The organism is Plantactinospora siamensis, from assembly GCF_042434095.1.
Lineage (GTDB): Bacteria > Actinomycetota > Actinomycetes > Mycobacteriales > Micromonosporaceae > KBS50.
Genome location: NZ_JBHLUE010000017.1, coordinates 207494 through 229454 on the forward strand (window position 1 = coordinate 207494; position 21961 = coordinate 229454).

The following is a 21961-nucleotide window of genomic DNA, read 5'->3' on the forward strand; positions in this document are numbered from 1 at the left end:
TCGGGCCGCGCCGACCACATGCCCCGGATCGACGAGCGCTCAGCGGGTCAGCAGCTCGCGCGCCGCCCGCAGCTTCGACCAGGACTTCGGCTGGGCCGGTGCGGCCAGGGTACGGGCGGCCGCCCCGGTCAGGTCCGGCCGACCCCTGGTGAACAGCCAGGTGGTGAACAGCGCCGTCAGATCCCGCCCGGAGATCCGCTCGGCGAGCGCCTCGAACTGCTCGATGGTGCCGTTGCCGTACTGCCGGCTCGCGGTCCAGCGGCGCAGGATCCGGAAGAAGGCGTCGTCGCCGACGGCGAGCCGGAGCTGGTGCAGCGTCATGGCGCCCCGGTCGTAGACGGCGTCGTCGAACAGGTCGTCGGCGCCCGGGTCACCGGGCAGGACCTGCCAGAACGGGTCGTCGGCCGGGTAGTTCGCGTAGGTGTAGTCGAACACCTGCTGCGCCGTGCCCTCGCCCTGCTCATCCGACCACAGCCACTCGGCATAACTGGCGAAGCCCTCGTTGAGCCAGATGTTGCGCCAGTCGGCCACCGAGACCGAGTCGCCGAACCACTGGTGGGCGTTCTCGTGCGCGATCACGTACGTGTTGGCGCCGCGCCGCCAGAAGCCCGCCCCGTACACCGGCCGGGTCTGCGCCTCGAGCGCGAAGCGCACGCCGTCGGGCGCGCCGGCCACCCCGCCGCGGGCCTCGAACGGGTACGGGCCGAACAGCGTGCTCTCCCAGTCGACGATCTCCGAGGTCCGCTCGACGCTGGCCCGCGCCGCGCCCTCGAGGTCACCGAGCCGGGCGCTGTACGCGTTGATCACCGGCTGGCCGTCCGGGGACGTGTCGGTGACGATGTCGTACTGCCCGATCACCAGGTAGGTGAGGTAGGGGGCCTGCGGCTTGACGCTGCGCCAGCTCCACCGGGTCAGGCCCGCGGGGCCGGCCACCGGCGGCCGGGGCTGCACGCCGTTGCTGATCACCTCGACCCCGTTGGGCACCGCCACCGACACGTCGAAGGTGGCCTTGTCCCGCGGGTGGTCGTTGCTCGGGTACCACCACCAGGCGATCTCCGGCTCGTTCACCGCCTCCGCGCCGTCGGCCGTGCGGGTCCACGCCGTGTAGCCGTGGTATTTCACCGTGGATGGGATCCCGCTGTACGTCACGACCACGGTCATCCGCTGGTCCTTGCCGACCGCCCGCGCCGGCGTGATCACCAGCTCATGGTCGCCGGCCCGGGTGTGCGTGGCGGTCCAGCCGTTCACCCGGACCGAGGACACGTCCAGCAGGAAGTCGAGGTTGAACCGGGACAGGTCCTGAGTGGCCCGGGCCAGGATCGTGGTGGTGCCGCTCAACCGGTCGGTGGCCGGGTCGTAGCTGAGCCGGATGTCGTAGTGCTCGACGTCGTAACCGCTGTTGCCGTAGTCGGGGTAGTAGCTGTCGCCGAGGCCGGGACCGCCGGGCCGCGGCGTCTGGAGCCGGGTCGGGCCGCCGGGCCGGTGGTGCGCGCCGGCCGTCACCCCGCCGCCGGCGCGGTCGGGGGCGGCGGCTCGGTCGGGGGCGCCGGCCTGGGCCGGGGTGCCGGCTCCGGCCAGGGCGGCGGCGGACATGGTCAGGGCCGCGGTGGCGGCCACCAACGCTCGTCGCACGAGAGATCTCCCTCCGTCGGGTACTCGTACGATCGCCAACCTAATCGAAGTTCATGAACGCAGAAAGCGGGTTTGCCCGGCGGGACGGGAGGTCACTTCCGGCCGAACATGGCCCGGATGGCGGCCACCAGGAACAGCGCGCCGGCGATCGCGCCGACGAGCCGTACGCCGGGAATGTCGTACCAACTGGCGTCGGGCGCGGCGAGCGGGCTGGGCTGCATACCCGCACTCTGTCATGCCCGGGCGCGCCCGAGCCAGTGCCGCCGGCGCGGCCCGCCCGGCGCGGCCGGCCCGGCTCAGGCCTTCCGGTCCGGGTCGACCAGCAGCTCCCGGTAGTCGGGGTGGCGGTCGATGTACGCGGAGATGAACGGACACCGGGCCACCACCCGGTCGCCCCGGTTGCGAACCTGGTCGAGGGCCTCCCGGGCGAGCGTGCTGCCCACCCCGTGGCCCTCGTACGCCGGCTCCACCTCGGTGTGGGTGAAGACGACCACCCCGGGCCGCTGTTCGTACGCGGCGAAGCCGGCCAGGCTGTCGTCCACCAGGATCTCGAACTGGTGTGCCGCGGGGTTGTCCTCGACGAGCATGCTCATCGCGCCATTGTGCCCCGGTCCAACTCGTCCAGCAGCCGGTCCACCTCGTCCGCGGTGTTGTAGTGGTAGAGGCTGGCCCGCACCCCGCCGCCGCTGTCCCGCAGCCCGAGGGCGGTGAAGTACTCGTACGCGTAGTAGTCCCCGGCGGAGACGCAGATCCCCCGCCGGCCCAGCTCGGCGGCGGTGTCGGCGGGCGAGCGGCCGGCCACCCGGAAGGACACGGTGGGGCAGCGGTCCGCCGGGGCCGGCAGGACGGTGATCGCCGGCAGCTTGCCGAGCCCGGTCAGCAGCCGGTCCAGCAGCATCTCCTCGTGCCCCTGGGCCGCTGCCAGCCCGGCCCGCAGCCGGGCCCGCCGGTCGCCGCTCGCGGCCGGGTCCAGGCCGGCCAGGTGGTCGACGGCCGCGGTCACCCCGGCCAGCAGCGCGAAGCTCGGCGTCCCGGCCTCGAACCGGTCCGGCACGCCGTCGGGGGAGGGGATCAGCTTCTCCGGCCGCAGCGGCGCCCAGCGGTCCGGTTCGGCCACCACGGCGGCCAGGTGCGGGCCGGCCCACTTGTAGGCGCTCGTGACGTAGAAGTCGGCGCCGAGCGCGGTCACGTCGGTGGGCCCGTGCGGCGCCGCGTGCACCCCGTCCACGTACACCGGCGCCCCGACCGCGTGCGCCGCGGCCGCGATGGCCGGCACGTCGGGCCGGGTGCCCACGGCGTTGCTGGCGGCCGTCACGGCCACCAGCCGGGTGCGCTCGTTGACCAGGTCGGCGTACTGGCCGGCCGGCAGCTCGCCGGTCTCCCGGTCGAACTCGGCCCACCGGACCGTCGCCCCGGCCGCCTCGGCCAGCAGCACCCACGGCCGCACGTTGGCGTCGTGGTCGAGCCGGGAGACCACCACCTCGTCGCCGGGCCGCCAGGCGCCGGCCAGGGCCCGGGCCACCGTCCAGGTCAGGGCCGTGGCGCTGGGCCCGAGCACCACCCCGGCCGGGTCCGCGCCGACCAGGTCGGCCACCGCGGCCCGGGCGCCGGCCACCAGCTCGTACGCCCGGCGGCCGGGCTCGTGCCCGGTGGCGCGGTTGGCCACGGCTGTCCGCATGGCGCCGGCCACCGCGTCCGCCACCGGCCCCGCCACCTGGGTGCCGCCGGCCCCGTCCAGGTGGACGAAGCCCTCGCGCAGCGCGGGGTAGGCGGCCCGTACCCGGTCGATCTCGAAGGTCATCCGGGTACCGTAGCCGGCCGCCGGGCCCGGCGGCCGGTCGCCGCCGCGCGGTCCTGGGCATACCGTCGGCGGGCCTCGTACCCTTGCGCGATGATCCGAGGCAGCGACGGCCCGATGATCCGAGGCGGCAACGGCCCGATGATCCGGGGCGGCAACCCCCCGCTGCCGGGCCGCATCCCCCGGCAACGCCGCGCCGCCGGCGCCCTCGCCGCCGTGACGCTGGGGCTGGCCGGCCTGGCGGGCTGCGGCGCCCAGCACACCGAGCGCGAGTGCGGCCTGGACTACTGCCTCGTCACCTTCGACCGCGGCGTGGACGCCCGGACCAGCGTGCTGGGCGTGGACGCCCGGCTGATCGGCGCCTCCACCGACACGGTGACCGTGCAGCTGGGCGGCGAGCAGCTGGTGCTCTCCACCGAGGAGCAGGCGGCCCGGGTGGGCGGCCTGTACGTCTCGGTGGAGGCGGTCAACGACCAGCAGGCGGTGCTCCGCGTCGGCCGTACCCGCAGCTCCTGACCGCCCCCACCGGCGGCCCGGCGCATCCGGACAGGTTTGAGATCCGGGCCGATCGGTGATTCTGGGGGCCATGTCCGTCACCTCTGGAACCCACGCCACCGCATCTCGGGCGGCGAACAGCAAGCCGTTGGAGATGCTGGCCCGGGTGGGCTTCATCGGGTACGGCATCGTGCACCTGCTCTTCGCCTGGCTGGCCCTGCAGATCGCCTGGGGCGGCACGGGCCAGGAGGGCGACCAGACGGGCGCCATGCAGACGCTCGCGGACAAGCCGCTGGGCAAGACCCTGCTGGTGATCATCGGCATCGGCCTCGCCGCCATGGCGCTCTGGCAGCTGCTCGAAGCGGCCGTGGGACACCAGACCGAGCAGGGCCGGTCCCGGACCATGGAGCGGATCGGCTCGGCCGCCCGGACCGTGCTGTACGGCTGGTTCGCCTGGACCGCCTTCAAGGTGGTGGCCGACGCCCAGCAGTCCAGCGCCGGCAAGCAGCAGGCGCTCAGCGCCCAGCTCATGTCGAACGGCGCCGGCCGGGTGCTGGTCGGGTTGGTCGGTCTCGGGGTGCTCGCGCTGGGAGTTGGCCTGATCGTCTTCGGCTGGAAGAAGAAGTTCCAGGAGAAGCTCAAGACCGGTCAGATGAGCCCGCGCACCCGTAAGCTCGCCCGCCGGCTCGGCATGGCCGGGTACGTCGCCAAGGGCGTGGCCCTGGCGGTCGCCGGGGTGCTGGTCGTCACGGCCGCCGTGCAGTACGAGCCGAAGAAGGCGCGCGGCCTGGACGCCGCGCTGCGGACCCTCGCCGACAAGCCGTACGGGCCGTTCCTGCTCACCCTCGTGGCGCTGGGCATCGCCGCCTTCGCCGGGTACTGCGTGATCCAGGCGCGCTACCGAAAGGTGTGACCTGCGCCCGCGCCGGCGGGGCAGAACTGGACGAGACGGAAGAGGTCGGAGCATCCTTGGGTGCTGCCGACCTTTTCCGCTACCGACGGTAGGAGCAGGAGTTCGTGCAGCCCTATCTCTGGACGCTCGGAGCCGCCCTGGCGGCCGCCGCCCTCGCGCTGCTGACGGTGGAGATCATCCACCGCGTGATCCGCCGGCTCGGCCGGCGCCTTCAGCTGATGGCCGAGCTGGCCGACCACGCCCACCGGCCCTTCCAGGTGGCCGCCACGGTGTTCGCCGTGCAGGTGGCCGTCCGGATCGGCACGGGCCAGTTCGCCATCGGCACCAACTGGCGGCAGACCGTGCTGCACTTCCTCGTGCTGCTGGTCATCGCCACCACCGGCTGGCTGGTGGGCGCGCTGCTGCTGGCCGCCGAGGACACCGCGCTGTCCCGGTTCCGCACCGACGTCTCGGACAACCGGCAGGCCCGGCGGCTGCGTACCCAGGTGAACCTGCTGCGCCGGCTGACCGTGGCGATCATCGTCGTGCTCGCCCTCGGGGTCATGCTGATGACCTTCCCGGCGGTCCGGGCGATCGGCACCAGCGTGCTGGCCTCCGCCGGCGTGATCGGCGCGCTGGCCGCACTCGCCGCGCAGAGCGTGCTGGCCAACGTCTTCGCCGGGCTGCAACTGGCGTTCAGCGACGCCGTCCGGCTCGACGACGTGGTCGTCGTCGAGGGGGAGTGGGGCCGGGTCGAGGAGCTGACCCTCAGCTATGTGGTCGTGCACATCTGGGATGACCGCCGGCTGGTCCTGCCCACGTCGTACTTCACCACCAAGCCGTTCCAGAACTGGACCCGGACCCAGGCGGCCGTGCTCGGCACCGCGGAGTTCGACGTGGACTGGGCCGTGCCGGTGCAGGAGATGCGGGAGGAGTTGCGGCGCCTGGCCGAGGGGACCGACCTGTGGGACGGGCGGGTCTGCGTCCTGCAGGTCACCGACGCGGTGGGCGGCATGGTCCGGGTCCGGGCGTTGATCAGCGCGGCGGACGCCGGCCGGCTGTGGGACCTGCGCTGCCTGGTCCGCGAGCACCTGGTGGCGTGGATCCGGGACCGCCGGCCGGTCGCGCTGCCGCGCACCCGCACCGAGTACGGCGACGCCGGCGGCCACCTGCCGTGGCAGTGGGCGCAGCGCCGGCACCCGGCGGCGGCACGGGCCGACGCCGAGGAGGTGCCGGACGACGCCCGGGTCTTCGGCGGCAGCGACGACGGTGAGGCCCGCAGCAACGTCTTCGTCGGGCCGGAGGAGCCGGTGGACGCCGGAACCCGCCCGTAGGTCGGGCGGGCCCGTCCATTCCCTCCCGTCCGGTGCGGGTTCGCCGGTTCCGGCCCGCCGGAGTAGCCGGCGTGACCAGGATTGATCGGCGCGAACCCGGGGCATACAGCCCGTGGACGTGGAAAGGAGGGCATCATGGCGGAGGTCGTGGAGGGCAGCCGGTCCAGGCCCGGCGGTGAGCAGTCGACCGCGGAACTCGTGCAGCGGGCCACCGAACAGGTGTCGACGCTGATCCGGGACGAGCTGGCGTTGGCTCGCGCCGAGCTGACCGAGAAGGGTAAGCACGCGGGCATCGGCGTGGGGCTGTTCGGCGGGGGCGGGGCGCTGGCCCTGTACGGCCTGGGCGCGCTGGTGGCCGCGGTGATCATGCTGCTGGCGCTGGCCATTCCGGCGTGGTTGTCCGCGCTGATCGTGGCCGTGGTGCTCTTCGCCGTCGCCGGCGTGCTGGCGCTGATCGGACGGAAGCAGGTCCGCCGCGCGGTCCCGCCCGTACCATCGGCCGCAGCCGACAGCCTGCGGGCGGACGTCAACACGGTGAGTGCGGCGGTCAAGGATGGGAGGCGGGCATGACCGTCAACAACGGAAAGCAGGACCCCGAGGCGCTGCGGGCGGAGATCCAGGAGACCCGCGCCGCTCTCGGTGAGACGGTCCAGGCGCTGGCAGCCAAGGCCGACGTCAAGGCCCGGCTCAAGGAGTCGGCCGCGCAGACCAAGGACCGGGTCCGGGACGAGGCGCTGCAGCGGGTCGAGCGGGTGCGCGAGCAGGCCGGCCAGACCGCCGAGGCGGTCCGGCAGGACCCGGTGCCCTGGGCGGCCGTGGTGGGCGGCGTGCTCGTCGCGGTGGCCGTGGTGCTGGTGATTCGAGGGAGGCGTCGGTGAGCAAGGCGATCAACAAGGTTGCCTACAAGCCCGTCGGACTGCTGCTGGGCATGGGCGCCGGCCTGATCGCCGGCGCCGTGTTCAAGCAGGTCTGGAAGATCGCGGCCGGGGACGACGACGCTCCGGACGCCACCGACGAGCACCGCGGCTGGGGCGAGGTGCTGGCCGCCGCGGCCCTGCAGGGCGCGATCTTCGCGGTGGTCCGCGCGGCCGTCGACCGCAGCGGCGCCGTCGGGGTGAAGCGGCTGACCGGCTCCTGGCCCAAGTGAGGCGAACCGCCCGGCAGGCCCGTCCAGCGACGGGTCCGCCGGGCGGATCTGTCCCGTCCCGCGCACCCATCCCGGCGGACCGGCCGTCCTTCAGGTCACATGTCGGAGAATTTCGTCGGGTAGGCTGTGCGAAGTTTTTGCGTACGTGGTTTGCTGATCCACGCCGTTGCGAGATGGCGTGGTTTGAGAGAAGTCTCCTTCCTGGGAGGCCGACTCAAGCGCCGCTGCTCGAAAACGGCCAACCGGCCGCACGGCGTGCTCGGCCGCCAGTTTTAGAAGGAGATACACATGGCGCAGGGAACCGTGAAGTGGTTCAACGCAGACAAGGGCTTCGGCTTCATCACCGTCGACGGCGGGGGTGCTGACGTGTTCGTCCACTTCTCGGCCATCCAGTCCAGCGGCTACCGCACGCTGGAGGAGAACCAGCGGGTGGAGTTCGAGATCGCCCAGGGTCAGAAGGGCCCGCAGGCGGAGCAGGTCCGCCCCATCTGATCCGGGTCCCGGTCGCGGCCGGGCTTGGCACCACGGACCACCGAAAGGCCCCACATCCCTGCAGGATGCGGGGCCTTTTCGCGTCCCCCGACCGTCAGTCGATCATGGAGTTGTGGCGCCGGCGAAGGGCTGTCCATCCCTGCACCACAGGTCCATGGTCGACGGAGGTCACGGCAGGCCGCGGCGGCGCCGGCGCAGGCCGATCGCGATCAGCGCCAGCCCGACCAGGCTCACCACCGGGCCGGCGATCGCCCAGAACCGGTCGCCGGTCATCACGCTGCCGCCCACATAGCCCAGGCCCTGCACCGTCCAGAGCGCGCCGACCACGGTGGCCAGCAGCCCCAGCGCGAACACGAGCCACGCCCTCATCGGATCCCCCGTTCCATCGTCCGTTCCGTCCGCCCGTCCGCCCGTCCGCCCGTCCGGCGCGCCGGACGCGCCGGACGCGCCGGTCGAGCGCGCCGGACCCGCCGGTCGAGCCGCTCGGGCGCGCCGGACGCACCAGGGTCCCGCATCCTCGCGAGTCGGTCGAGTCGCCACCCCGGTTGTGCGGGATGGTCGCCGGTCGTAGTCTAACCAAGACGTACGTACGGTTTGGAGGCCGCCGTGTGGGACCCGAGCACCTATCAGCGCTACGCCGACGAGCGGTCGCGGCCGTTCGTCGACCTCCTCGCCCGGGTGGGCGCCGAGGATCCGCGCGAGGTGGTGGACCTCGGCTGCGGACCGGGCACCCAGACGGCCGCGCTGCCCGGCCGGTGGCCGCGGGCCCGGATCACCGGCCTGGACTCGTCGGCCGAGATGATCGATCGGGCGCGGCGGCTGGAGACACCCGTACGGTTCGAGGTGGCGGACGTCCGGGACTGGCGGCCGGGCCCCCGGACCGACGTGGTGGTGGCCAACGCGCTGCTGCAGTGGGTGCCCGGCCATGACGAGCTGCTCCGGTCCTGGGCGGCGGCGCTGCCGGCGGGCTCCTGGCTCGCCGTCCAGGTGCCCGGAAACTTCACGGCCCCGTCCCATCGCGCCCTGTACGAGGTGGCCGGCCGGCCGCGGTGGCGGGACCGGGTGCTGCCGGCGCTGCGCGTCGATCCGGTCTCCGAGCCCGCCGGCTATGCCGAGCTGCTGCTCGACGCGGGGTGCGACGTGCAGGCATGGGAAACCACGTACCTGCATCTGCTGCCGGCCGCGGGGGATGCGCATCCGGTGCTGTCCTGGATGGAGGGTACGGCGCTGCGGCCCGTCCGGGCGGTGCTCGGGGATGGTCCGGACTGGCTGACTTTCCGGCGGGAGCTGGTCGCGGAACTCGTCCGGGCGTATCCGGTCCGCGCGGGACGGGTGCTGTTCCCGTTCCGCCGGATCTTCTTCGTCGCCCGGCCCGGCGCGGAGGCCGGCTCGTGACCGGACGGTTGGCCACCGCCGCGCCGGCATGATCCACACAGGTCGGTAAGGTGGCTGGCCCGGCGCGGGGTGCTGCGGGCGGCCGCGCCGGGCCAGCGATCCGGGGCCGACAGGCGGCGGTGCGCGCGCGGCGGGACATGGTGTGGGGGACCGGGCCCCGCCGCGCGCACTCTGCTCCACCGCACCGGGGGTGGGACGCACTGGGGGGCGTTTTGGTCCGGTGGAGCGGGTTGGGATCCCCTGTGATGTTGCCAGCCCCGTCCGCGAACCGGTCCGACGTTAACCGAGACCTAAGCCAAACTTGCACCACCGCAGAAGATTGATCACTTAGTCAGCCGGCCCGGCGTCGGCCAGCTCGGCCAGTTGGCGGGCCAGCCGGGCCGCGGCCCGGCGCAGCTCGGGGGGCTCCAGCACCTCCGCCGGAAAGCCCAACCGGGCCACGTGCATGGCCAGCCAGCCCGGGTCGTCCCCGGCCACCACGAGCACGCACCACCCGTCCCGGTCGTCCTCGACCCGCCCGACCTGGGGCGGCACCCGCTCGCGTACCCGGTCGGCCGGCGCGCGCAGCCGGACCCGGGCCAGGTACCGGTACGGCGACTCGGCCACGGACCGCTGTACGTAGGCGACCGGATCGGGGTGCTCGCGGGGCTCGAACCGCCACGTCGTCGCCGCGGCCGCGCGCATCCGGTCCAACCGGAACGTGCGCCAGTCGTCGCGGTCGACGTCCCGGGCCATGAGGTACCAGCGGCGTCCGGTGGTGACCATCCGCACCGGCTCGACCGTGCGATCCGATTCCCCGCCGTCCCGGTCCGGATACCGGAACCGCACCCGCACGGCGTCCCGGCATGCCCGAGCCAGGGTCATGAGCAGCTCCGGGTCGATCTCGACGGCCGGTCCGAGCAGGGTCTCGGTGGCGCCGTGCACCGCCTGCACCGCGGCACGAAGCCGGGCCGGCATCACCTGGTCGAGCTTGGCCAGCGCGCGCAGCGCCGCCTCGCCGGCTCCGGTGACCGTCCCGCCGGCCGCCAGCCGGAGGGACACCGCCGTGGCGATCGCCTCCTCGTCGTCGAGCAGCAGCGGCGGGAGCCGGGCGCCCGCGCCCAGCCGGTAGCCGCCACCGACGCCGGCCGTGGCGGAAACCGGATAGCCGAGCGCGCGCAGCCGCTCCACGTCCCGCCGCACCGAGCGGTCCGTCACGCCGAGCTCGGCCGCGAGCTCGCCGGCGGTCCAGGATCGCCGGCGCTGCAGCAGCATCAGCAGCCGCAGCACCCGGCCGGCGGTCGCCTCCACGGTCACCGGCGAATTCTCTCATCATTCGCGGACCGTTCCTGTCCGCTATCGACGCGAGGATGCTGGACATGATCGTTGAACACCCGAACCGGATCGCCGGCCTCGACACCCGCCGGCGGAATGATCAGCGGATCCGACCGGAGGCGCACTGACATGACCCACGACGTACAGATCACGTTCGACTGCGCCGACCCGGGCCGGTTGGCGGCGTTCTGGGCCGAGGCGCTCGGTTACCGGTTGCAGGACCCGCCCGCGGGCTTCGCCTCGTGGGAGGAGGCCCTGTCCGCGCTCGGCGTGCCGGCCGAGCGGCACAACGACGCCTCGGCGCTGGTCGATCCCGAGGGCGCCCGACCGCGGCTGTTCTTCCAGCGGGTGCCCGAGCCGAAGCGGGCGAAGAACCGCGTGCACCTGGACGTACGCGCCGCCCCCGGGCTCGACGGCGAGGCCCGGATGGCGGCCCTGGAGGCGGCCGCCGCCCGGCTCGTCTCGCACGGCGCCACCCGGCTGCGTCGCCACGAGCCGGCGCCGCCGCTGGAGGCCGGGCACATCGTCCTGGCCGACCCGGAGGGCAACGAGTTCTGCCTCGACTGAGTTCGCTACTCCTGCCGGCCCCGGGGCCGGGGCCAGCGCCGCGTGGCCGAGTCCCGTTCCCGGGCCAGCCGACCGACCAGACCGAACCGGCTCACCTGCTTCGGCGTGGCGTCCGGGTCGGCCAGCAGCATGACCACGCTCGCGCCGCCCAACCGGGCCCGCGCGATGCTGACCGAGCCGTTGGCCTGCCGGGCCACCCGGTGGGCGATGTCCAGTCCCAGCCCCGTCGAGCCCTGATCGCTGGCGCCCCGCCGCAGCGCGCGGTCCGGGTTCGCGATGCCCGGGCCCGCGTCGTCGACCCGGATGGCCACGTATCCGTCCCGCCGGGAGACCGCGACCTCGAACGCGGTGCCCTGCGGCGTGTACCGGAAGACGTTGCCGAGCACGGCGTCCAGCGCCGCCGCGAGTTCGGCCCGGGGCACCGCCACCGGGATCCGCAGCTGCGCGCCGAGGACCTGGTACGTCCGGTTCTGGTCGCTGGCCAGTGCGGCCCAGAACACCATCCGGTCCCGCACCACCTCGCTGGCGTCGCACATGCCCGGCCCGGCCTCCTGGGCGGCCACGCTCTTGCGGGTGGTGTTGATCAGCACGTCGATCTCGCCCTCGAGCGTCACGATGGCCTGGCGGATCCGCCGGATGGTCCGGCGCCGGTCCAGCTCGGCCTCGGTGAAGAAGCCCACGCTGGTGTCGTCCGAGTCGAGGGCGTCGGCGTCCAACCGCAGCACGGTGAGCGGCGTGCGCAGCCGGTGTGACAGGTCGGCCACCAGCTCGCGCTCGTCGGTGCGGGACACGACCAGCCGGTCGGCCATCCGGTTGAACGCCCAGCCCGCCTCGGCCAGTTCGCGCGGCCCGCTGGGCTGGACCCGTACGTCGAGGTCACCGTCGCCGACCGCCACCGCGGCCTGGACGAGTTCCCGGGCCGAGGTGACCGCGCGGGCGGCGATCCGGTCCACCACCACCACGGAGGCCACCACCAGGCCGAGCGCGATGGCGACCAGGGCGAGCCAGCGGCCGCCGCTGCCGCGGTCCAGCTCCGAGTTGGGGACGAACACCTCCACCACGCCGATCTCCGGGCCGAGCGGCACGGGTTCCAGCCGGACCACCCCGTCCGACACCGGTACGACGATCGGCGCCCCCCGCTCCTTGGCCCGCTCCACGTCCTCGTCGCTGGCCCGCACGATGCCCCCGGTGTCCAGCCCGTGCACGACCGGACGCCGGGTCGGATCGTCCCCGATGGTGCCGAGCACCTTCTGCACGACCTTGGGGTCCCGGCTGACCGCCAGGGCGCCCTGCACCGTGGCGCTGCGCTGCGCCGCGTCGGCCAGCACCTCGCCGCGGACGGCGTCCTGCCAGGCCAACCCGAGGGGGATGAGAAACACCAGCGCGATGATCGTCGCCATGCCGGCGCCGAGATAGGCCAGCGCCAGTCTCAGTCCGGTGCCACCAACCGGAACCCGACCCCCCGCACGGTGCGCAGGTAGCGGGGCTTCGCTGCGGACTCGCCCATTTTGCGGCGTAGCCAGTAAAGATGTACGTCGATTGTCTGGTCCTCGCCGACCGATGGCTGCCGCCATACCTCCTCCAAGAGTTCCCGGCGGGAGACTACCCGGCCGGGTCGGGCCGCGAGATAGGCCAGCAGGTCGAACTCCTTCCGCGTCAGCGCCAGCGGCACGCCGTCCAGGGTGGCGCTGCGTTCGCCCACGTCGACCCGGAGCTCGCCCACCTGGTGCACGGCCGGCGTGGCCGCCCTGCTGGCCCGGCCGGCTCGGCGCAGCACGGTGGTGATCCGGGCGTCCAGGTGGGCGCCGGTGAACGGCTTGACCATGTAGTCGTCGGCGCCGGCCCGCAGCAGCCGGACGATCGCCTGCTCGTCGTCGCGGGCCGTGGCGATGATGATGGGGATGTCCGTGATGCCCCGCAGCATGCGCAGGGCGTCCGCGCCGTCCAGATCCGGCAGCCCCAGGTCGAGCACCACGAGATCCGGTGTCTCGGCCGCCACCCGACGCAGCGCGTCGAGCGCGGTGCCGACCGCGTGCACCGCGTGGCCCCGGTCGGCCAGGGAACGCAACATCGCGCCGCGGACGACGTGATCGTCTTCGACCAGAAGTACCGTCGCCACCCCCAGACCGTACTGCCCTTGGCAAGCCGACGGCCGATCCGGTCCGCCGGACACGCGGCCTTGCCCCCGTACGGGTGACCGGTCGATGTCCGTGCGTGCTCGCCGGGCCTCGAATGTGATCCATGTCGCCGTTCGGCGCCGCCCCGCTTTCGGGACCACCCCGGTTGACACTTGACGCTAATGTGTCGGCCACCCAGCGGTGCCGGCTGTGGTCACACGGGGGAGGTGTGGACATGGGCATCCATCGACGGCAGGTGGTGACCGGTGCGCTGCTGGCCGCCGGTGGCGCGGCGGCCGGGGCGGCGCTGGTGGCGCCGCGGTGGCCGTTGGGGCCCGATCGCCTGCCGATCAGCGGCGGGTACGCGCCGGCCGGGGTGGCCCGGGTCTGGTCGGCCCGCGGCGAGGTCCCGGTGGTGTGGCACGTCTCGACCACCGAACCGCTGGTGGCGCTCACCTTCGACGACGGTCCCGGCCCGCGCTGGACGCCGATGGTGCTCGACATCCTGGACCGGGCGGCGGCGCCGGCCACGTTCATGATGGTCGGCGAGCGGCTCACCCGGTACGCCGACCTGCTCCGCGGCCGGCTGGGCCGGCACGAGGTCGGCAACCACACCTGGGCGCACCGGGACCTGGCCGAGCTGGACGAGGCCGGGGTGCGGGACCAGCTGGAGCGCGCCGACGAGGCGATCCGCCGGCTGCTGGGCCGGACCCCGACCCTGATGCGGCCGCCGTGGGGACACCTGGGCGGCAGCACGCTCACCGTGGCGGACGAGTTCGGCTACGACGTGGTGATGTGGTCCCAGCAGATGCGCGAGGAGATGTTCCAGCACGACCCGCCGGCGCAGGTGACCGACATCGTCGACAACGCCCGGCGCGGATCCATCGTGCTGGCCCACGACGTCGGCGCGGACACCCGGCTGGTCGCCCTGCGGCAGCTCGGCGCCATGATCGACGGCCTGCGCGGCCGCGGCTTCCGCCTGGTCACCGTCTCCGAGCTCCTCGCCGCCGCCACCCCACCTTCCACCCCCCGCCTCTGACTCCACCCATCCCGCCCGGGCCTGGCTCCGGTCCCGGTCGCGGTCCCGGTCCCGGTCCCGGTCGCGGTCCCGGTCCCGGTCCCGGTCGCGGTCCCGGTCCCGGCCCCGGTCCCGGCCCCGGCCCCGGCCCCGGCCCCGGCCCTGGCCCCCCGGTCTCGGTCTGCGTTGATCATGGGATCCACGGCGCGGTTCCGCGCGGGGTGCGCAACAAGTCCCATGATCGACGGGCGAGGGTGCGGGCGACGGCGGGTGGAGGGGATGGGTGAGTGGGATGGGCGGAGGGGATGGGCGGGTGGACGGGGGCGGGCGACTAGCATCGCAGTGCGGCCGGGGCACGACCGGGCCGCCTGCGAATCCCGACCGGGTGCCCCGGTCCGGGTCCGTCCGGTCCGTTCCGACAATCGAGGAGCACCCAGTGTCCGCAGCGCAGCTCGCCGCCGCCCCGCCGATGGAGCCCATCGCCGTGCCGGCCGGGACGACGGCCGCCGCGGCCGTGGCCGCCGCGGGCCTGCCCGGCGCCGGACCGCGGGCCATCGTCGTGGTGCGCGAGACGACCGGCCCCGACGCCGGCCGGCTGCGCGACCTGGACTGGACCCCCGAGGCCGACGTCACCGTCGAGCCGGTGCCGCTGGACTCGCCGGACGGGTTGAACGTGCTGCGCCACTCGACGGCGCACGTGCTGGCCCAGGCGGTGCAGGACACCTTCCCGGAGGCCAAGCTCGGCATCGGGCCGCCCATCGAAAACGGCTTCTACTACGACTTCGACGTGCCCAAGCCGTTCCAGCCGGAGGACCTCGCCCGGATCGAGAAGCGGATGCAGGAGATCATCAAGTCGGGGCAGCGGTTCCGCCGGCGGCGGTACGACAGCACCGATCAGGCCCGGGCCGAGCTGGCCGAGGAGCCGTACAAGCTGGAGCTGATCGACGTCAAGGGCGAGGGCCTCGACTCGGCCGAGGTGATGGAGGTCGGTGGGGGCGAGCTCACCGTCTACGACAACCTTGCCGCGAACGAGGACAGGGTCTGCTGGTCGGACCTGTGCCGCGGGCCGCACCTGCCGAACACCCGGCTGATCGGCGCGTTCAAGCTCATGCGCTCGGCCGCCGCGTACTGGCGGGGCAGTGAGCGCAACCCGCAGCTGCAGCGGGTGTACGGCACGGCCTGGCCGACCCGCGACGCGCTGAAGGCGTACCTGAAGCTGTTGGAGGAGGCCGCGCGGCGCGACCACCGCAAGCTCGGCGCGGACCTGGACCTGTTCAGCTTCCCGGACGAGATCGGCTCGGGTCTGCCGGTCTTCCACCCGAAGGGTGGGATCATCCGCCGTGAGTTGGAGAACTACTCGCGGATCAAGCACGAGCAGGCGGGCTACTCGTTCGTCAACACCCCGCACATCACCAAGGAGCAGCTGTTCCTGACCTCGGGTCACCTGCCCTACTACGCGGACACGATGTTCCCGCCGATGCACCTTGAAGGTTCGGACTACTACCTCAAGGCGATGAACTGCCCGATGCACTGCCTGATCTTCCGGGCCCGGGGGCGGTCCTACCGGGAGCTGCCGCTGCGGCTGTTCGAGTTCGGCGCGGTCTACCGGTACGAGAAGTCCGGCGTGGTGCACGGGCTGACCCGGGTGCGCGGGCTCACCATGGACGACTCGCACATCTACTGCACCCGCGAGCAGATGGCCGGCGAGCTGAAGTCGCTGCTGAGCTTCGTGCTCGAGCTGCTCGGCGACTACGGCCTGGAGGACTTCTACCTGGAACTGTCCACCCGGGACGACTCGCCCAAGTTCATCGGCTCGGACGAGGACTGGGACGCGGCCACCGCGGCGCTGCAGGCCGCGGCCGACGAGTCGGGGCTGGAGCTGGTGCCCGACCCGGGCGGCGCGGCGTTCTACGGCCCGAAGATCTCGGTGCAGGCCCGGGACGCCATCGGACGGAGCTGGCAGATGTCGACCATCCAGGTCGACTTCAACTTCCCCAAGCGGTTCGACCTGGAATACCAGGCCGCGGACGGCAGCCGGCAGCGGCCCGTGATGATCCACCGGGCGCTGTTCGGCTCGATCGAGCGGTTCTTCGGGGTGCTCACCGAGCACTACGCGGGGGCGTTCCCGGCCTGGCTGTCGCCGGTGCAGGTGGTGGGCATCCCGATCCGGGACGAGCACGCGGCGCATCTGGACGAGTTCGTCGCCCAGCTGCGCGCCCAGGGGATCCGGGCCGAGGTGGACATGTCGGACGACCGGATGCAGAAGAAGATCCGGACGGCGCAGCAGCAGAAGATCCCGTTCATGGCGATCGCCGGCGACGCCGACGTGGCGGCCGGCGCGGTCTCGTTCCGCTACCGGGACGGCTCGCAGCGCAACGGCGTACCGCTGGACGAGGCCGTGGCGCACGTCGTGGAGATCGTCCGCTCGCGCACCAACGCCGGCCCCTCGGCCGAGGGCGGGGAAGCGTGACCGGGGGCGCGGACCGCGACGCGGACCTGGCCGACGGGCTCGAACGGCTCTGGACGCCGCACCGGATGACGTACATCTCCGGGGCGGACACGCCCGCCGGCGGGTACGAGAAGCCGGCCGGCTGCCCGTTCTGCCAGGCGCCCGGGCTGGGCGGGGACGACAGCCTGGTGGTCCACCGGGGCGAGTCGGTGTTCGCCCTGCTCAACCGGTACCCGTACAACCCGGGACACCTGCTGATCTGCCCGTACCGGCACGTGGCCGACTACACCGAGCTGTCGACGGAGGAGACCGCCGAGCTGGCCGACTTCACCCAGCGGGCCATGCGGCTGATCCGGAAGGTGAGCGGCGCGCACGGCTTCAACATCGGGCTGAACCAGGGCGCGGTGGCCGGGGCCGGGATCGCGGCGCACCTGCACCAGCACGTGGTGCCGCGCTGGGGCGGGGACGCCAACTTCATGCCCGTGATCGGCCGGACGAAGGTCCTGCCGCAGCTGCTCACCGACACCCGGGACCTGCTGGCCGGCGCCTGGTCCGAGGTCTGAGCGGCGTCGGCCGCCGGCGCCGGCTCCGGGCGCGGTCAGCCGGCGGTGAGGGCCGCGACCAGCTCGGGCCAGCTCTCCACCCGGCGCACCGCCGGCAGCTGCCCGGCGTGCGCGGCCACCTCCGGCTCGCGGGGCCGGAACAGGTAGCGGTGCGGCACCGAGGTCAGGTACGACAGCACCTCGAGCTTGTCGTCGACGAAGTGGGTCAGCGCCAGGTCCCGGGCGATCGGCGCCTTCGCCGGGCGGGTGCGGCAGAACCGCAGGTGCTCCGGGCGCAGCCCGGTCCGTCGGAAGGCGTCATGGTGCGAAAGCCACTGCCGGGTGCGCTCCTCGGTGCTCTCGCCGCACTTCGAAACGAGGAAGACGTTGTCCGGATCCGCCGTCCGGATCAGCGCGGCGAGGCCGTCGAGCGCGCCGGGAACGGCCGGGGTGTGCAGGAAGTTCGGGCCGAAGAACGAGGTGTCCTCGTCATCGTCGGACGGCTCGATCAGCACTCCACCCACGTCCACACCGATCCGCAGCACGCCGTCGATCCTAGGCCCACCGCCCGGCCGCCGCGTCCCGCCGCCGCCCGGGCCGGGAGGGTTAGGAAGGGGCCCCTCCTATACAGAAAGCGATAGGAAGGGGCCCTTCCTTCCTCGCTCAGTGGCCGGTGCGGGCGGCGTGTTCCTTGCGGACCTGTTCGGCGAGGTGCTGGGGCATCGGGTCGTGCCGGGCGAAGGTCCGCCGGAACGTGCCGGCGCCCGAGGTCATCGAGCGCAGCTCGACGGCGTACCGCACCAGCTCGGTGGCCGGCACCTCGGCGCGGACCAGGGTCCGCCCCGGGCTGGCCGGATCGGCCTCGGTGCCCAGCACCCGGCCGCGCCGTCCGGACATGTCGCTCATCACCGCGCCCACGAAGTCATCGGGGATCTTGATGGTCACCTCGTCCACCGGTTCGAGGAGGGTGACCTGCCCCTTCTCGGCGGCGTCGCGCAGGGCCAGCGAGCCGGCCGTCTGGAACGCCGCGTCGGACGAGTCGACGCTGTGCGCCTTGCCATCCACCAGCGTGACCCGCAGGTCCACCACCGGGTAGCCGGCCACCAGGCCGCGGTCCAGCTGGGTCCGCACGCCCTTCTCGACCGAGGGGATGTAGTTGTGCGGGACCGCCCCGCCGACCACCCGCTCGGCGAACTCGAAGCCGGAGCCGCGGGGCAGCGGCTCGACCTCGATGTCGCAGACGGCGTACTGGCCGTGCCCGCCGGACTGCTTGACATGCCGCCCGTGCCCCGTGGAGGCGACCGCGAGGGTCTCCCGCAGCGCCACCCGGACCGGCTCGGTGTCCAGGTCCACGCCGCCGCTGCGGAGCCGGTCGAGGACCACGTCGGCGTGCGCCTCGCCCATGCACCACAGCACCAGCTGGTGGGTCTCCGGGTTGCGCTCCAGCCGCAGCGTCGGGTCGCCGGCCACCAGCCGGGCCAGGTTCTTGGCCAGCGCGTCCTCGTCGGCCCGGCTGCGCGGCACGATGGCCACCGGCAGCAGCGGTTCGGGCATCTCCCAGGGCGCCACCAGCAGCGGCGTCTCCTTGGCCGAGATGGTGTCGCCGGTCTCGGCGGTGCCCGACTTGGTGATCGCGCAGATGTCGCCGGCCACGCACTCCGGCACCTCGCGCAGGGCGGCGCCGAGTGGGCTGTACACGTGCCCGATCCGCTCGTCGGCGTCGTGGTCCGGGTGACCGCGGTCGGCCATCCCGTGCCCGGCCACGTGGACGGTCGCGTCCGGTCGCAGCGTCCCGGAGAACACCCGGACCAGCGAGACGCGCCCGACGTGCCGGTCGACGGTGGTCTTGACCACCTCGGCCACCAACGGGCCGTCCGGATCGCAGATCAGCGGCGGTTGGGGGCTGCCGTCCACGCCGGTCACCACCGGCAGGTCGTGCTCCAGCGGCGACGGGAAGGCGGAGGTCAGCACCTCCAGCAGCGCGTCGACGCCGAGGCCGGTCTCGGCGCAGACGGGGACCACCGGGTAGAAATGTCCGCGCGCCACCGCCTTCTCCAGATCGGCGATCAGCACCTCGACCTCGATCTCCTCGCCGCCGAGGTAGCGGTCCATCAGGGTCTCGTCCTCGCTCTCCGCGATGACGCCCTCGATCAGCTCGTTCCGGGCCTCCGCGATGGCCGGCAGGTGCTCCGGGTCGGGCTCGCGGACCGCCGCCGGCAGTCCCTCGGTGTAGTCGAAGACCCGCCGGGTGATCAGCCCGAGCAGGCCGGCCACCGACTCGCCGTCGTCGCCCAGCATCGGCAGGTAGAGCGGCAGCACGTTGTCGCCGAAGACCCGCTGGCACAGCGCCACGGTCTCGTCGAAGTCGGCCCGCTGGTGATCCAGCCGGGTCACGGCCACGGCCCGCGGCATGTCGACGGCCGCGCACTCCTCCCACAGGGCCGCCGTGGCCGCGTCCATGCCGTCGACCGCGGAGACCACGAACAGCGCCGCGTCGGCCGCGCGCAGTCCGGCGCGCAGCTCACCGGTGAAGTCGGCGTACCCGGGGGTGTCCAGCAGGTTGACCTTGACGCCCTCGTGCAGCACCGGCGCGCAGGCCAGCGCGACCGACCGCTGCTGTCGGACGGCGGCCGGGTCGTGATCACAGGTCGTGGTGCCGTCGGTGACGGTGCCGGCACGGGATATCGCACCGGTCGCCGCGAGCAGTGCCTCCACCAGCGTGGTCTTTCCCGCTCCGGAGTGCCCGACCAGCACCACGTTGCGAACCCTGCCGGGGTCGGTCACCACCGGCGCCGCGCCGGTGACCCCCTTCTCCTGATTCTTCTGCGCCATGGGCGCACCTCCCTCGCGTGGGTGGCGACCGCCGCGCTGCGGGAGCGGCCCGGGCGATCCAGGGGCGACATCCTCCCCGGCCCGTTGCGCGCCGTTCACCCGAAGTGTTCTGTGGTGAGGTAGCTCACGTTCCTTATTCCGATCCCACACCTGTAATGAGCCCGACACAACCCTGCGGGCGTAACTGAGCACGACCGGCCATATCCGCCGGCCGGCGCCGACCGTTATCGTGGGACCCGCCATGGCAAAGATCTTCCAAGTGTCCGTACGCGGTGCCCTGACCCGCGTCGTCGAGCCGCTCGCCCGCCGGTTGCTTCGGGCCGGCGTCTCGCCCAACGCGGTGACCGTGACCGGCACCGCCGGCTGCCTGGTCGGAGCGCTGGGCTTCGGCGCCCGGGGCCAGCTGGTGCCGGCCGCCCTGATCGTCACCTTCTTCGCCCTCACCGACCTGCTGGACGGCACGATGGCCCGGCTGCGCGGCCGGTCGAGCCGGTTCGGGGCGTTTCTCGACTCGAGCATGGACCGGGTGGCCGACGGCGCGGTGTTCGGCGCCGTCACCTACCTGCTGGCCACCCGCGGCGATCACGCCGGGGTGGCGGCCGCCCTGCTCAGCCTGGTCCTCGGCCAGCTCGTCTCGTACGTCAAGGCGCGCGCCGAGGGGCTCGGGATGACCTGCAACGTGGGCATCGCCGAGCGCACCGAACGCCTCATCATCGTTGGCGTCGGCGGCCTGTTCACCGGCCTCGGGGTCGGCTGGGCGCTGCCGGCCGCGCTCTGGCTGCTGGCCGCCCTCTCCCTGATCACGGTGGGGCAGCGCATCGCGCACGTGTACCGGCAGGCGCAGCGGTCCGAGCTGGGTGCGGACGCGTGACCCATCGCCCCGGCCGGAAGCCGGGCGACCGGTCCGGGAGGTGGCCCGGCGTGAGCCTGGTGGATCTCGGCTACGCGGCCGGCTGGCGCCTGGTCCGTACGGTGCCCCGCCCGCTGGCCGCCGCCGCGTTCGCCGCGGGCGCCGATCGGATGTACCGGCGCGGCGGCCCCGGCGTGCGCCGGCTGCGTGACAACCTGCGGCGCGTCGTGGGGCCGGATGTCGCGCCGGCCGAGCTGGATGATCTGGTACGGCGGGGGCTGCGGTCGTACGCCCGGTATCTCATGGAGGCGTTCCGGCTGCCGAGGACGGACCGGGCCGGGATCCGGCGCCGGTTCCGGCTGGCCGGCGAGGAGGTGCTCGCCGCGGAGGTGGCCGCCGGCCGCGGCGTCGTGGTGGCGCTGCCGCACGGCGGCAACTGGGACGCGGCCGGCGCCTGGGTGACCGGCATGGGCTGGCCGCTCACCACGGTGGCCGAGCGGCTCAAGCCGGAGAGCGTTTACCGCCGGTTTGTCGAGTTCCGCGAGGGTCTCGGCATGGAGATCATCCCGCTCACCGGGGGCGAGCAGCACCCGCTGGGCATCCTCGCCGACCGGCTGGGTAAGGGGCATGTGGTGCCGCTGCTGGCCGACCGGGACCTCTCCCGCAGCGGCGTGCCGGTGACGTTCTTCGGCCAGGCGACCCGGATGCCGCCCGGTCCGGCGTTGCTCGCCCTGCGCACCGGGGCGCCGCTGTACACGGCGGACATGTGGTTCGAACCGGACGCCGCGTGCGGCCGGTTGGTGGGCCCGATCGAGCTGCCCGCGCCCGAGTCGGGCACCCTGTCCGAGCGGGTCGCCGTGGTGACCCAGCGCATCGCCGACCAGCTCGCCGCCGGCATCGCCCGGCACCCGCAGGACTGGCACATGCTGCAACGCATGTGGCTGGACGAGCCGACCGGGCGGCGCCGCGGGCCGGGCTCGCCGGCCGCGTCCGGGCCGGGTTCGCCGGCCGCGTCCGGGCCGGGTTCGCCGGCCGCGTCCGGGCCGGGTTCGCCGGCCGCGTCCGGGCCGGGTTCGCCGGCCGCGTC

23 protein-coding genes and 1 pseudogene are annotated in these 21961 nt (G+C 73.6%); 14 read left to right on the forward strand and 10 right to left on the reverse strand.

The genetic code is table 11. The annotated features are described in order from the left end of the window. Window positions 1-39: 39 nt before the first annotated feature. From ACFFHU_RS21430 to ACFFHU_RS21445, 4 genes are all read right to left on the reverse strand, one after another. The gene (locus tag ACFFHU_RS21430; RefSeq protein ID WP_377341860.1) at window positions 40-1593 is read right to left on the reverse strand and encodes a M1 family metallopeptidase; all 1554 of its coding nucleotides are present in this window, start codon (window positions 1591-1593) and stop codon (window positions 40-42) included. 131 nt (window positions 1594-1724) lie between these two features. After that, complete coding sequence (locus ACFFHU_RS21435; RefSeq protein WP_377341574.1) at window positions 1725-1853, reverse strand: hypothetical protein; 129 nt, start codon at window positions 1851-1853, stop codon at window positions 1725-1727. A 75-nt stretch (window positions 1854-1928) separates the two neighbouring features. Beyond that, window positions 1929-2225, reverse strand: a complete 297-nt coding sequence (locus ACFFHU_RS21440) for a GNAT family N-acetyltransferase (protein ID WP_377341576.1) — start codon at window positions 2223-2225, stop codon at window positions 1929-1931. After that, the gene (locus tag ACFFHU_RS21445) at window positions 2222-3433 is read right to left on the reverse strand and encodes a cysteine desulfurase-like protein (RefSeq protein WP_377341578.1); all 1212 of its coding nucleotides are present in this window, start codon (window positions 3431-3433) and stop codon (window positions 2222-2224) included. Before ACFFHU_RS21445 ends, ACFFHU_RS21440 begins: the two co-directional genes overlap by 4 nt. Before the next feature lie 138 nt (window positions 3434-3571). Between ACFFHU_RS21445 and ACFFHU_RS21450 the strand changes: the two genes are divergently transcribed. From ACFFHU_RS21450 to ACFFHU_RS21480, 7 genes are all read left to right on the forward strand, one after another. Beyond that, on the forward strand, window positions 3572-3946 hold the full coding sequence (locus ACFFHU_RS21450; RefSeq protein ID WP_377341862.1) for a hypothetical protein: 375 nt from the start codon (window positions 3572-3574) through the stop codon (window positions 3944-3946). 70 nt (window positions 3947-4016) lie between these two features. Beyond that, entirely contained in the window at window positions 4017-4838 is an 822-nt protein-coding gene (locus ACFFHU_RS21455) for a DUF1206 domain-containing protein (protein WP_377341580.1), read from the forward strand. Between the two features lie 104 nt (window positions 4839-4942). After that, complete coding sequence (locus ACFFHU_RS21460; protein ID WP_377341582.1) at window positions 4943-6151, forward strand: mechanosensitive ion channel family protein; 1209 nt, start codon at window positions 4943-4945, stop codon at window positions 6149-6151. A 135-nt stretch (window positions 6152-6286) separates the two neighbouring features. Beyond that, complete coding sequence (locus tag ACFFHU_RS21465) at window positions 6287-6721, forward strand: phage holin family protein (protein WP_377341584.1); 435 nt, start codon at window positions 6287-6289, stop codon at window positions 6719-6721. Beyond that, window positions 6718-7029: a DUF3618 domain-containing protein gene (locus ACFFHU_RS21470; protein WP_377341586.1), complete on the forward strand. Its 312-nt coding sequence runs from the start codon at window positions 6718-6720 to the stop codon at window positions 7027-7029. The genes ACFFHU_RS21465 and ACFFHU_RS21470 overlap by 4 nt, the downstream gene beginning before the upstream one ends. Further along, a complete protein-coding gene (locus ACFFHU_RS21475) occupies window positions 7026-7298 on the forward strand; it encodes a DUF4235 domain-containing protein (protein WP_377341588.1) in 273 nt (90 codons plus the stop codon). The genes ACFFHU_RS21470 and ACFFHU_RS21475 overlap by 4 nt, the downstream gene beginning before the upstream one ends. Window positions 7299-7586: 288 nt before the next feature. Beyond that, a complete protein-coding gene (locus ACFFHU_RS21480) occupies window positions 7587-7790 on the forward strand; it encodes a cold-shock protein (RefSeq protein WP_091424054.1) in 204 nt (67 codons plus the stop codon). Between the two features lie 168 nt (window positions 7791-7958). Here the strand turns inward: ACFFHU_RS21480 and ACFFHU_RS21485 are convergent, their stop codons facing one another. Continuing rightward, complete coding sequence (locus ACFFHU_RS21485; protein WP_377341590.1) at window positions 7959-8159, reverse strand: hypothetical protein; 201 nt, start codon at window positions 8157-8159, stop codon at window positions 7959-7961. Between the two features lie 237 nt (window positions 8160-8396). Here ACFFHU_RS21485 and ACFFHU_RS21490 point away from each other — a divergent pair, with 237 nt between their 5' ends. Next, a complete protein-coding gene (locus tag ACFFHU_RS21490; protein ID WP_377341591.1) occupies window positions 8397-9185 on the forward strand; it encodes a trans-aconitate 2-methyltransferase in 789 nt (262 codons plus the stop codon). A 327-nt stretch (window positions 9186-9512) separates the two neighbouring features. On the opposite strand, the gene ACFFHU_RS21495 is transcribed toward ACFFHU_RS21490, so the two are convergent. Then, window positions 9513-10481 (reverse strand): helix-turn-helix transcriptional regulator, encoded by a 969-nt coding sequence (locus ACFFHU_RS21495; RefSeq protein WP_377341593.1) that lies wholly within the window; start codon window positions 10479-10481, stop codon window positions 9513-9515. Between the two features lie 147 nt (window positions 10482-10628). Here ACFFHU_RS21495 and ACFFHU_RS21500 point away from each other — a divergent pair, with 147 nt between their 5' ends. After that, window positions 10629-11066 carry a VOC family protein gene (locus ACFFHU_RS21500; RefSeq protein WP_377341595.1) on the forward strand — a complete coding sequence of 146 codons (438 nt, stop codon included), beginning with the start codon at window positions 10629-10631 and terminating at the stop codon, window positions 11064-11066. A 5-nt stretch (window positions 11067-11071) separates the two neighbouring features. On the opposite strand, the gene ACFFHU_RS21505 is transcribed toward ACFFHU_RS21500, so the two are convergent. Together ACFFHU_RS21505 and ACFFHU_RS21510 are read right to left on the reverse strand one after the other, a co-directional pair. After that, a complete protein-coding gene (locus ACFFHU_RS21505) occupies window positions 11072-12466 on the reverse strand; it encodes a HAMP domain-containing sensor histidine kinase (protein WP_377341596.1) in 1395 nt (464 codons plus the stop codon). A gap of 29 nt (window positions 12467-12495) precedes the next feature. Beyond that, on the reverse strand, window positions 12496-13185 hold the full coding sequence (locus ACFFHU_RS21510; RefSeq protein ID WP_377341598.1) for a response regulator transcription factor: 690 nt from the start codon (window positions 13183-13185) through the stop codon (window positions 12496-12498). A gap of 233 nt (window positions 13186-13418) precedes the next feature. Here ACFFHU_RS21510 and ACFFHU_RS21515 point away from each other — a divergent pair, with 233 nt between their 5' ends. From ACFFHU_RS21515 to ACFFHU_RS21525, 3 genes are all read left to right on the forward strand, one after another. Continuing rightward, window positions 13419-14222 carry a polysaccharide deacetylase family protein gene (locus ACFFHU_RS21515; RefSeq protein ID WP_377341600.1) on the forward strand — a complete coding sequence of 268 codons (804 nt, stop codon included), beginning with the start codon at window positions 13419-13421 and terminating at the stop codon, window positions 14220-14222. A gap of 448 nt (window positions 14223-14670) precedes the next feature. Beyond that, entirely contained in the window at window positions 14671-16671 is a 2001-nt protein-coding gene (thrS, locus tag ACFFHU_RS21520) for a threonine--tRNA ligase (RefSeq protein ID WP_377341864.1), read from the forward strand. Window positions 16672-16697: 26 nt separating this feature from the next. Then, entirely contained in the window at window positions 16698-17213 is a 516-nt protein-coding gene (locus tag ACFFHU_RS21525) for an HIT family protein (RefSeq protein WP_377341865.1), read from the forward strand. 35 nt (window positions 17214-17248) lie between these two features. Here the strand turns inward: ACFFHU_RS21525 and ACFFHU_RS21530 are convergent, their stop codons facing one another. Both ACFFHU_RS21530 and ACFFHU_RS21535 read right to left on the reverse strand, forming a co-directional pair. Then, on the reverse strand, window positions 17249-17737 hold the full coding sequence (locus ACFFHU_RS21530) for a hypothetical protein (protein WP_377341602.1): 489 nt from the start codon (window positions 17735-17737) through the stop codon (window positions 17249-17251). A 118-nt stretch (window positions 17738-17855) separates the two neighbouring features. Further along, complete coding sequence (locus ACFFHU_RS21535) at window positions 17856-20024, reverse strand: elongation factor G-like protein EF-G2 (protein ID WP_377341604.1); 2169 nt, start codon at window positions 20022-20024, stop codon at window positions 17856-17858. A 241-nt stretch (window positions 20025-20265) separates the two neighbouring features. Between ACFFHU_RS21535 and pgsA the strand changes: the two genes are divergently transcribed. Then, window positions 20266-20895, forward strand: coding sequence for a phosphatidylinositol phosphate synthase (gene pgsA / locus ACFFHU_RS21540; protein ID WP_377341606.1), 630 nt, complete (start codon window positions 20266-20268; stop codon window positions 20893-20895). Window positions 20896-20945: 50 nt separating this feature from the next. Continuing rightward, window positions 20946-21842: pseudogene (locus ACFFHU_RS21545) on the forward strand (phosphatidylinositol mannoside acyltransferase); the annotation flags it as partial. Window positions 21843-21961 lie beyond the last annotated feature (119 nt).

Bases quoted from the DNA above. Each gene is read 5' to 3' on its own strand.
- ACFFHU_RS21430 (WP_377341860.1), bottom strand. From the start codon at position 1,593: ATGTCCGCCGCCGCCCTGGCCGGAGCCGGCACCCCGGCCCAGGCCGGC.
- ACFFHU_RS21435 (WP_377341574.1), bottom strand. From the start codon at position 1,853: ATGCAGCCCAGCCCGCTCGCCGCGCCCGACGCCAGTTGGTACGACATT.
- ACFFHU_RS21440 (WP_377341576.1), bottom strand. From the start codon at position 2,225: ATGAGCATGCTCGTCGAGGACAACCCCGCGGCACACCAGTTCGAGATC.
- ACFFHU_RS21445 (WP_377341578.1), bottom strand. From the start codon at position 3,433: ATGACCTTCGAGATCGACCGGGTACGGGCCGCCTACCCCGCGCTGCGC.
- ACFFHU_RS21450 (WP_377341862.1), top strand. From the start codon at position 3,572: ATGATCCGGGGCGGCAACCCCCCGCTGCCGGGCCGCATCCCCCGGCAA.
- ACFFHU_RS21455 (WP_377341580.1), top strand. From the start codon at position 4,017: ATGTCCGTCACCTCTGGAACCCACGCCACCGCATCTCGGGCGGCGAAC.
- ACFFHU_RS21465 (WP_377341584.1), top strand. From the start codon at position 6,287: ATGGCGGAGGTCGTGGAGGGCAGCCGGTCCAGGCCCGGCGGTGAGCAG.
- ACFFHU_RS21470 (WP_377341586.1), top strand. From the start codon at position 6,718: ATGACCGTCAACAACGGAAAGCAGGACCCCGAGGCGCTGCGGGCGGAG.
- ACFFHU_RS21480 (WP_091424054.1), top strand. From the start codon at position 7,587: ATGGCGCAGGGAACCGTGAAGTGGTTCAACGCAGACAAGGGCTTCGGC.
- ACFFHU_RS21485 (WP_377341590.1), bottom strand. From the start codon at position 8,159: ATGAGGGCGTGGCTCGTGTTCGCGCTGGGGCTGCTGGCCACCGTGGTC.
- ACFFHU_RS21500 (WP_377341595.1), top strand. From the start codon at position 10,629: ATGACCCACGACGTACAGATCACGTTCGACTGCGCCGACCCGGGCCGG.
- ACFFHU_RS21505 (WP_377341596.1), bottom strand. From the start codon at position 12,466: ATGGCGACGATCATCGCGCTGGTGTTTCTCATCCCCCTCGGGTTGGCC.
- ACFFHU_RS21515 (WP_377341600.1), top strand. From the start codon at position 13,419: ATGGGCATCCATCGACGGCAGGTGGTGACCGGTGCGCTGCTGGCCGCC.
- thrS (WP_377341864.1), top strand. From the start codon at position 14,671: ATGGAGCCCATCGCCGTGCCGGCCGGGACGACGGCCGCCGCGGCCGTG.
- ACFFHU_RS21535 (WP_377341604.1), bottom strand. From the start codon at position 20,024: ATGGCGCAGAAGAATCAGGAGAAGGGGGTCACCGGCGCGGCGCCGGTG.
- pgsA (WP_377341606.1), top strand. From the start codon at position 20,266: ATGGCAAAGATCTTCCAAGTGTCCGTACGCGGTGCCCTGACCCGCGTC.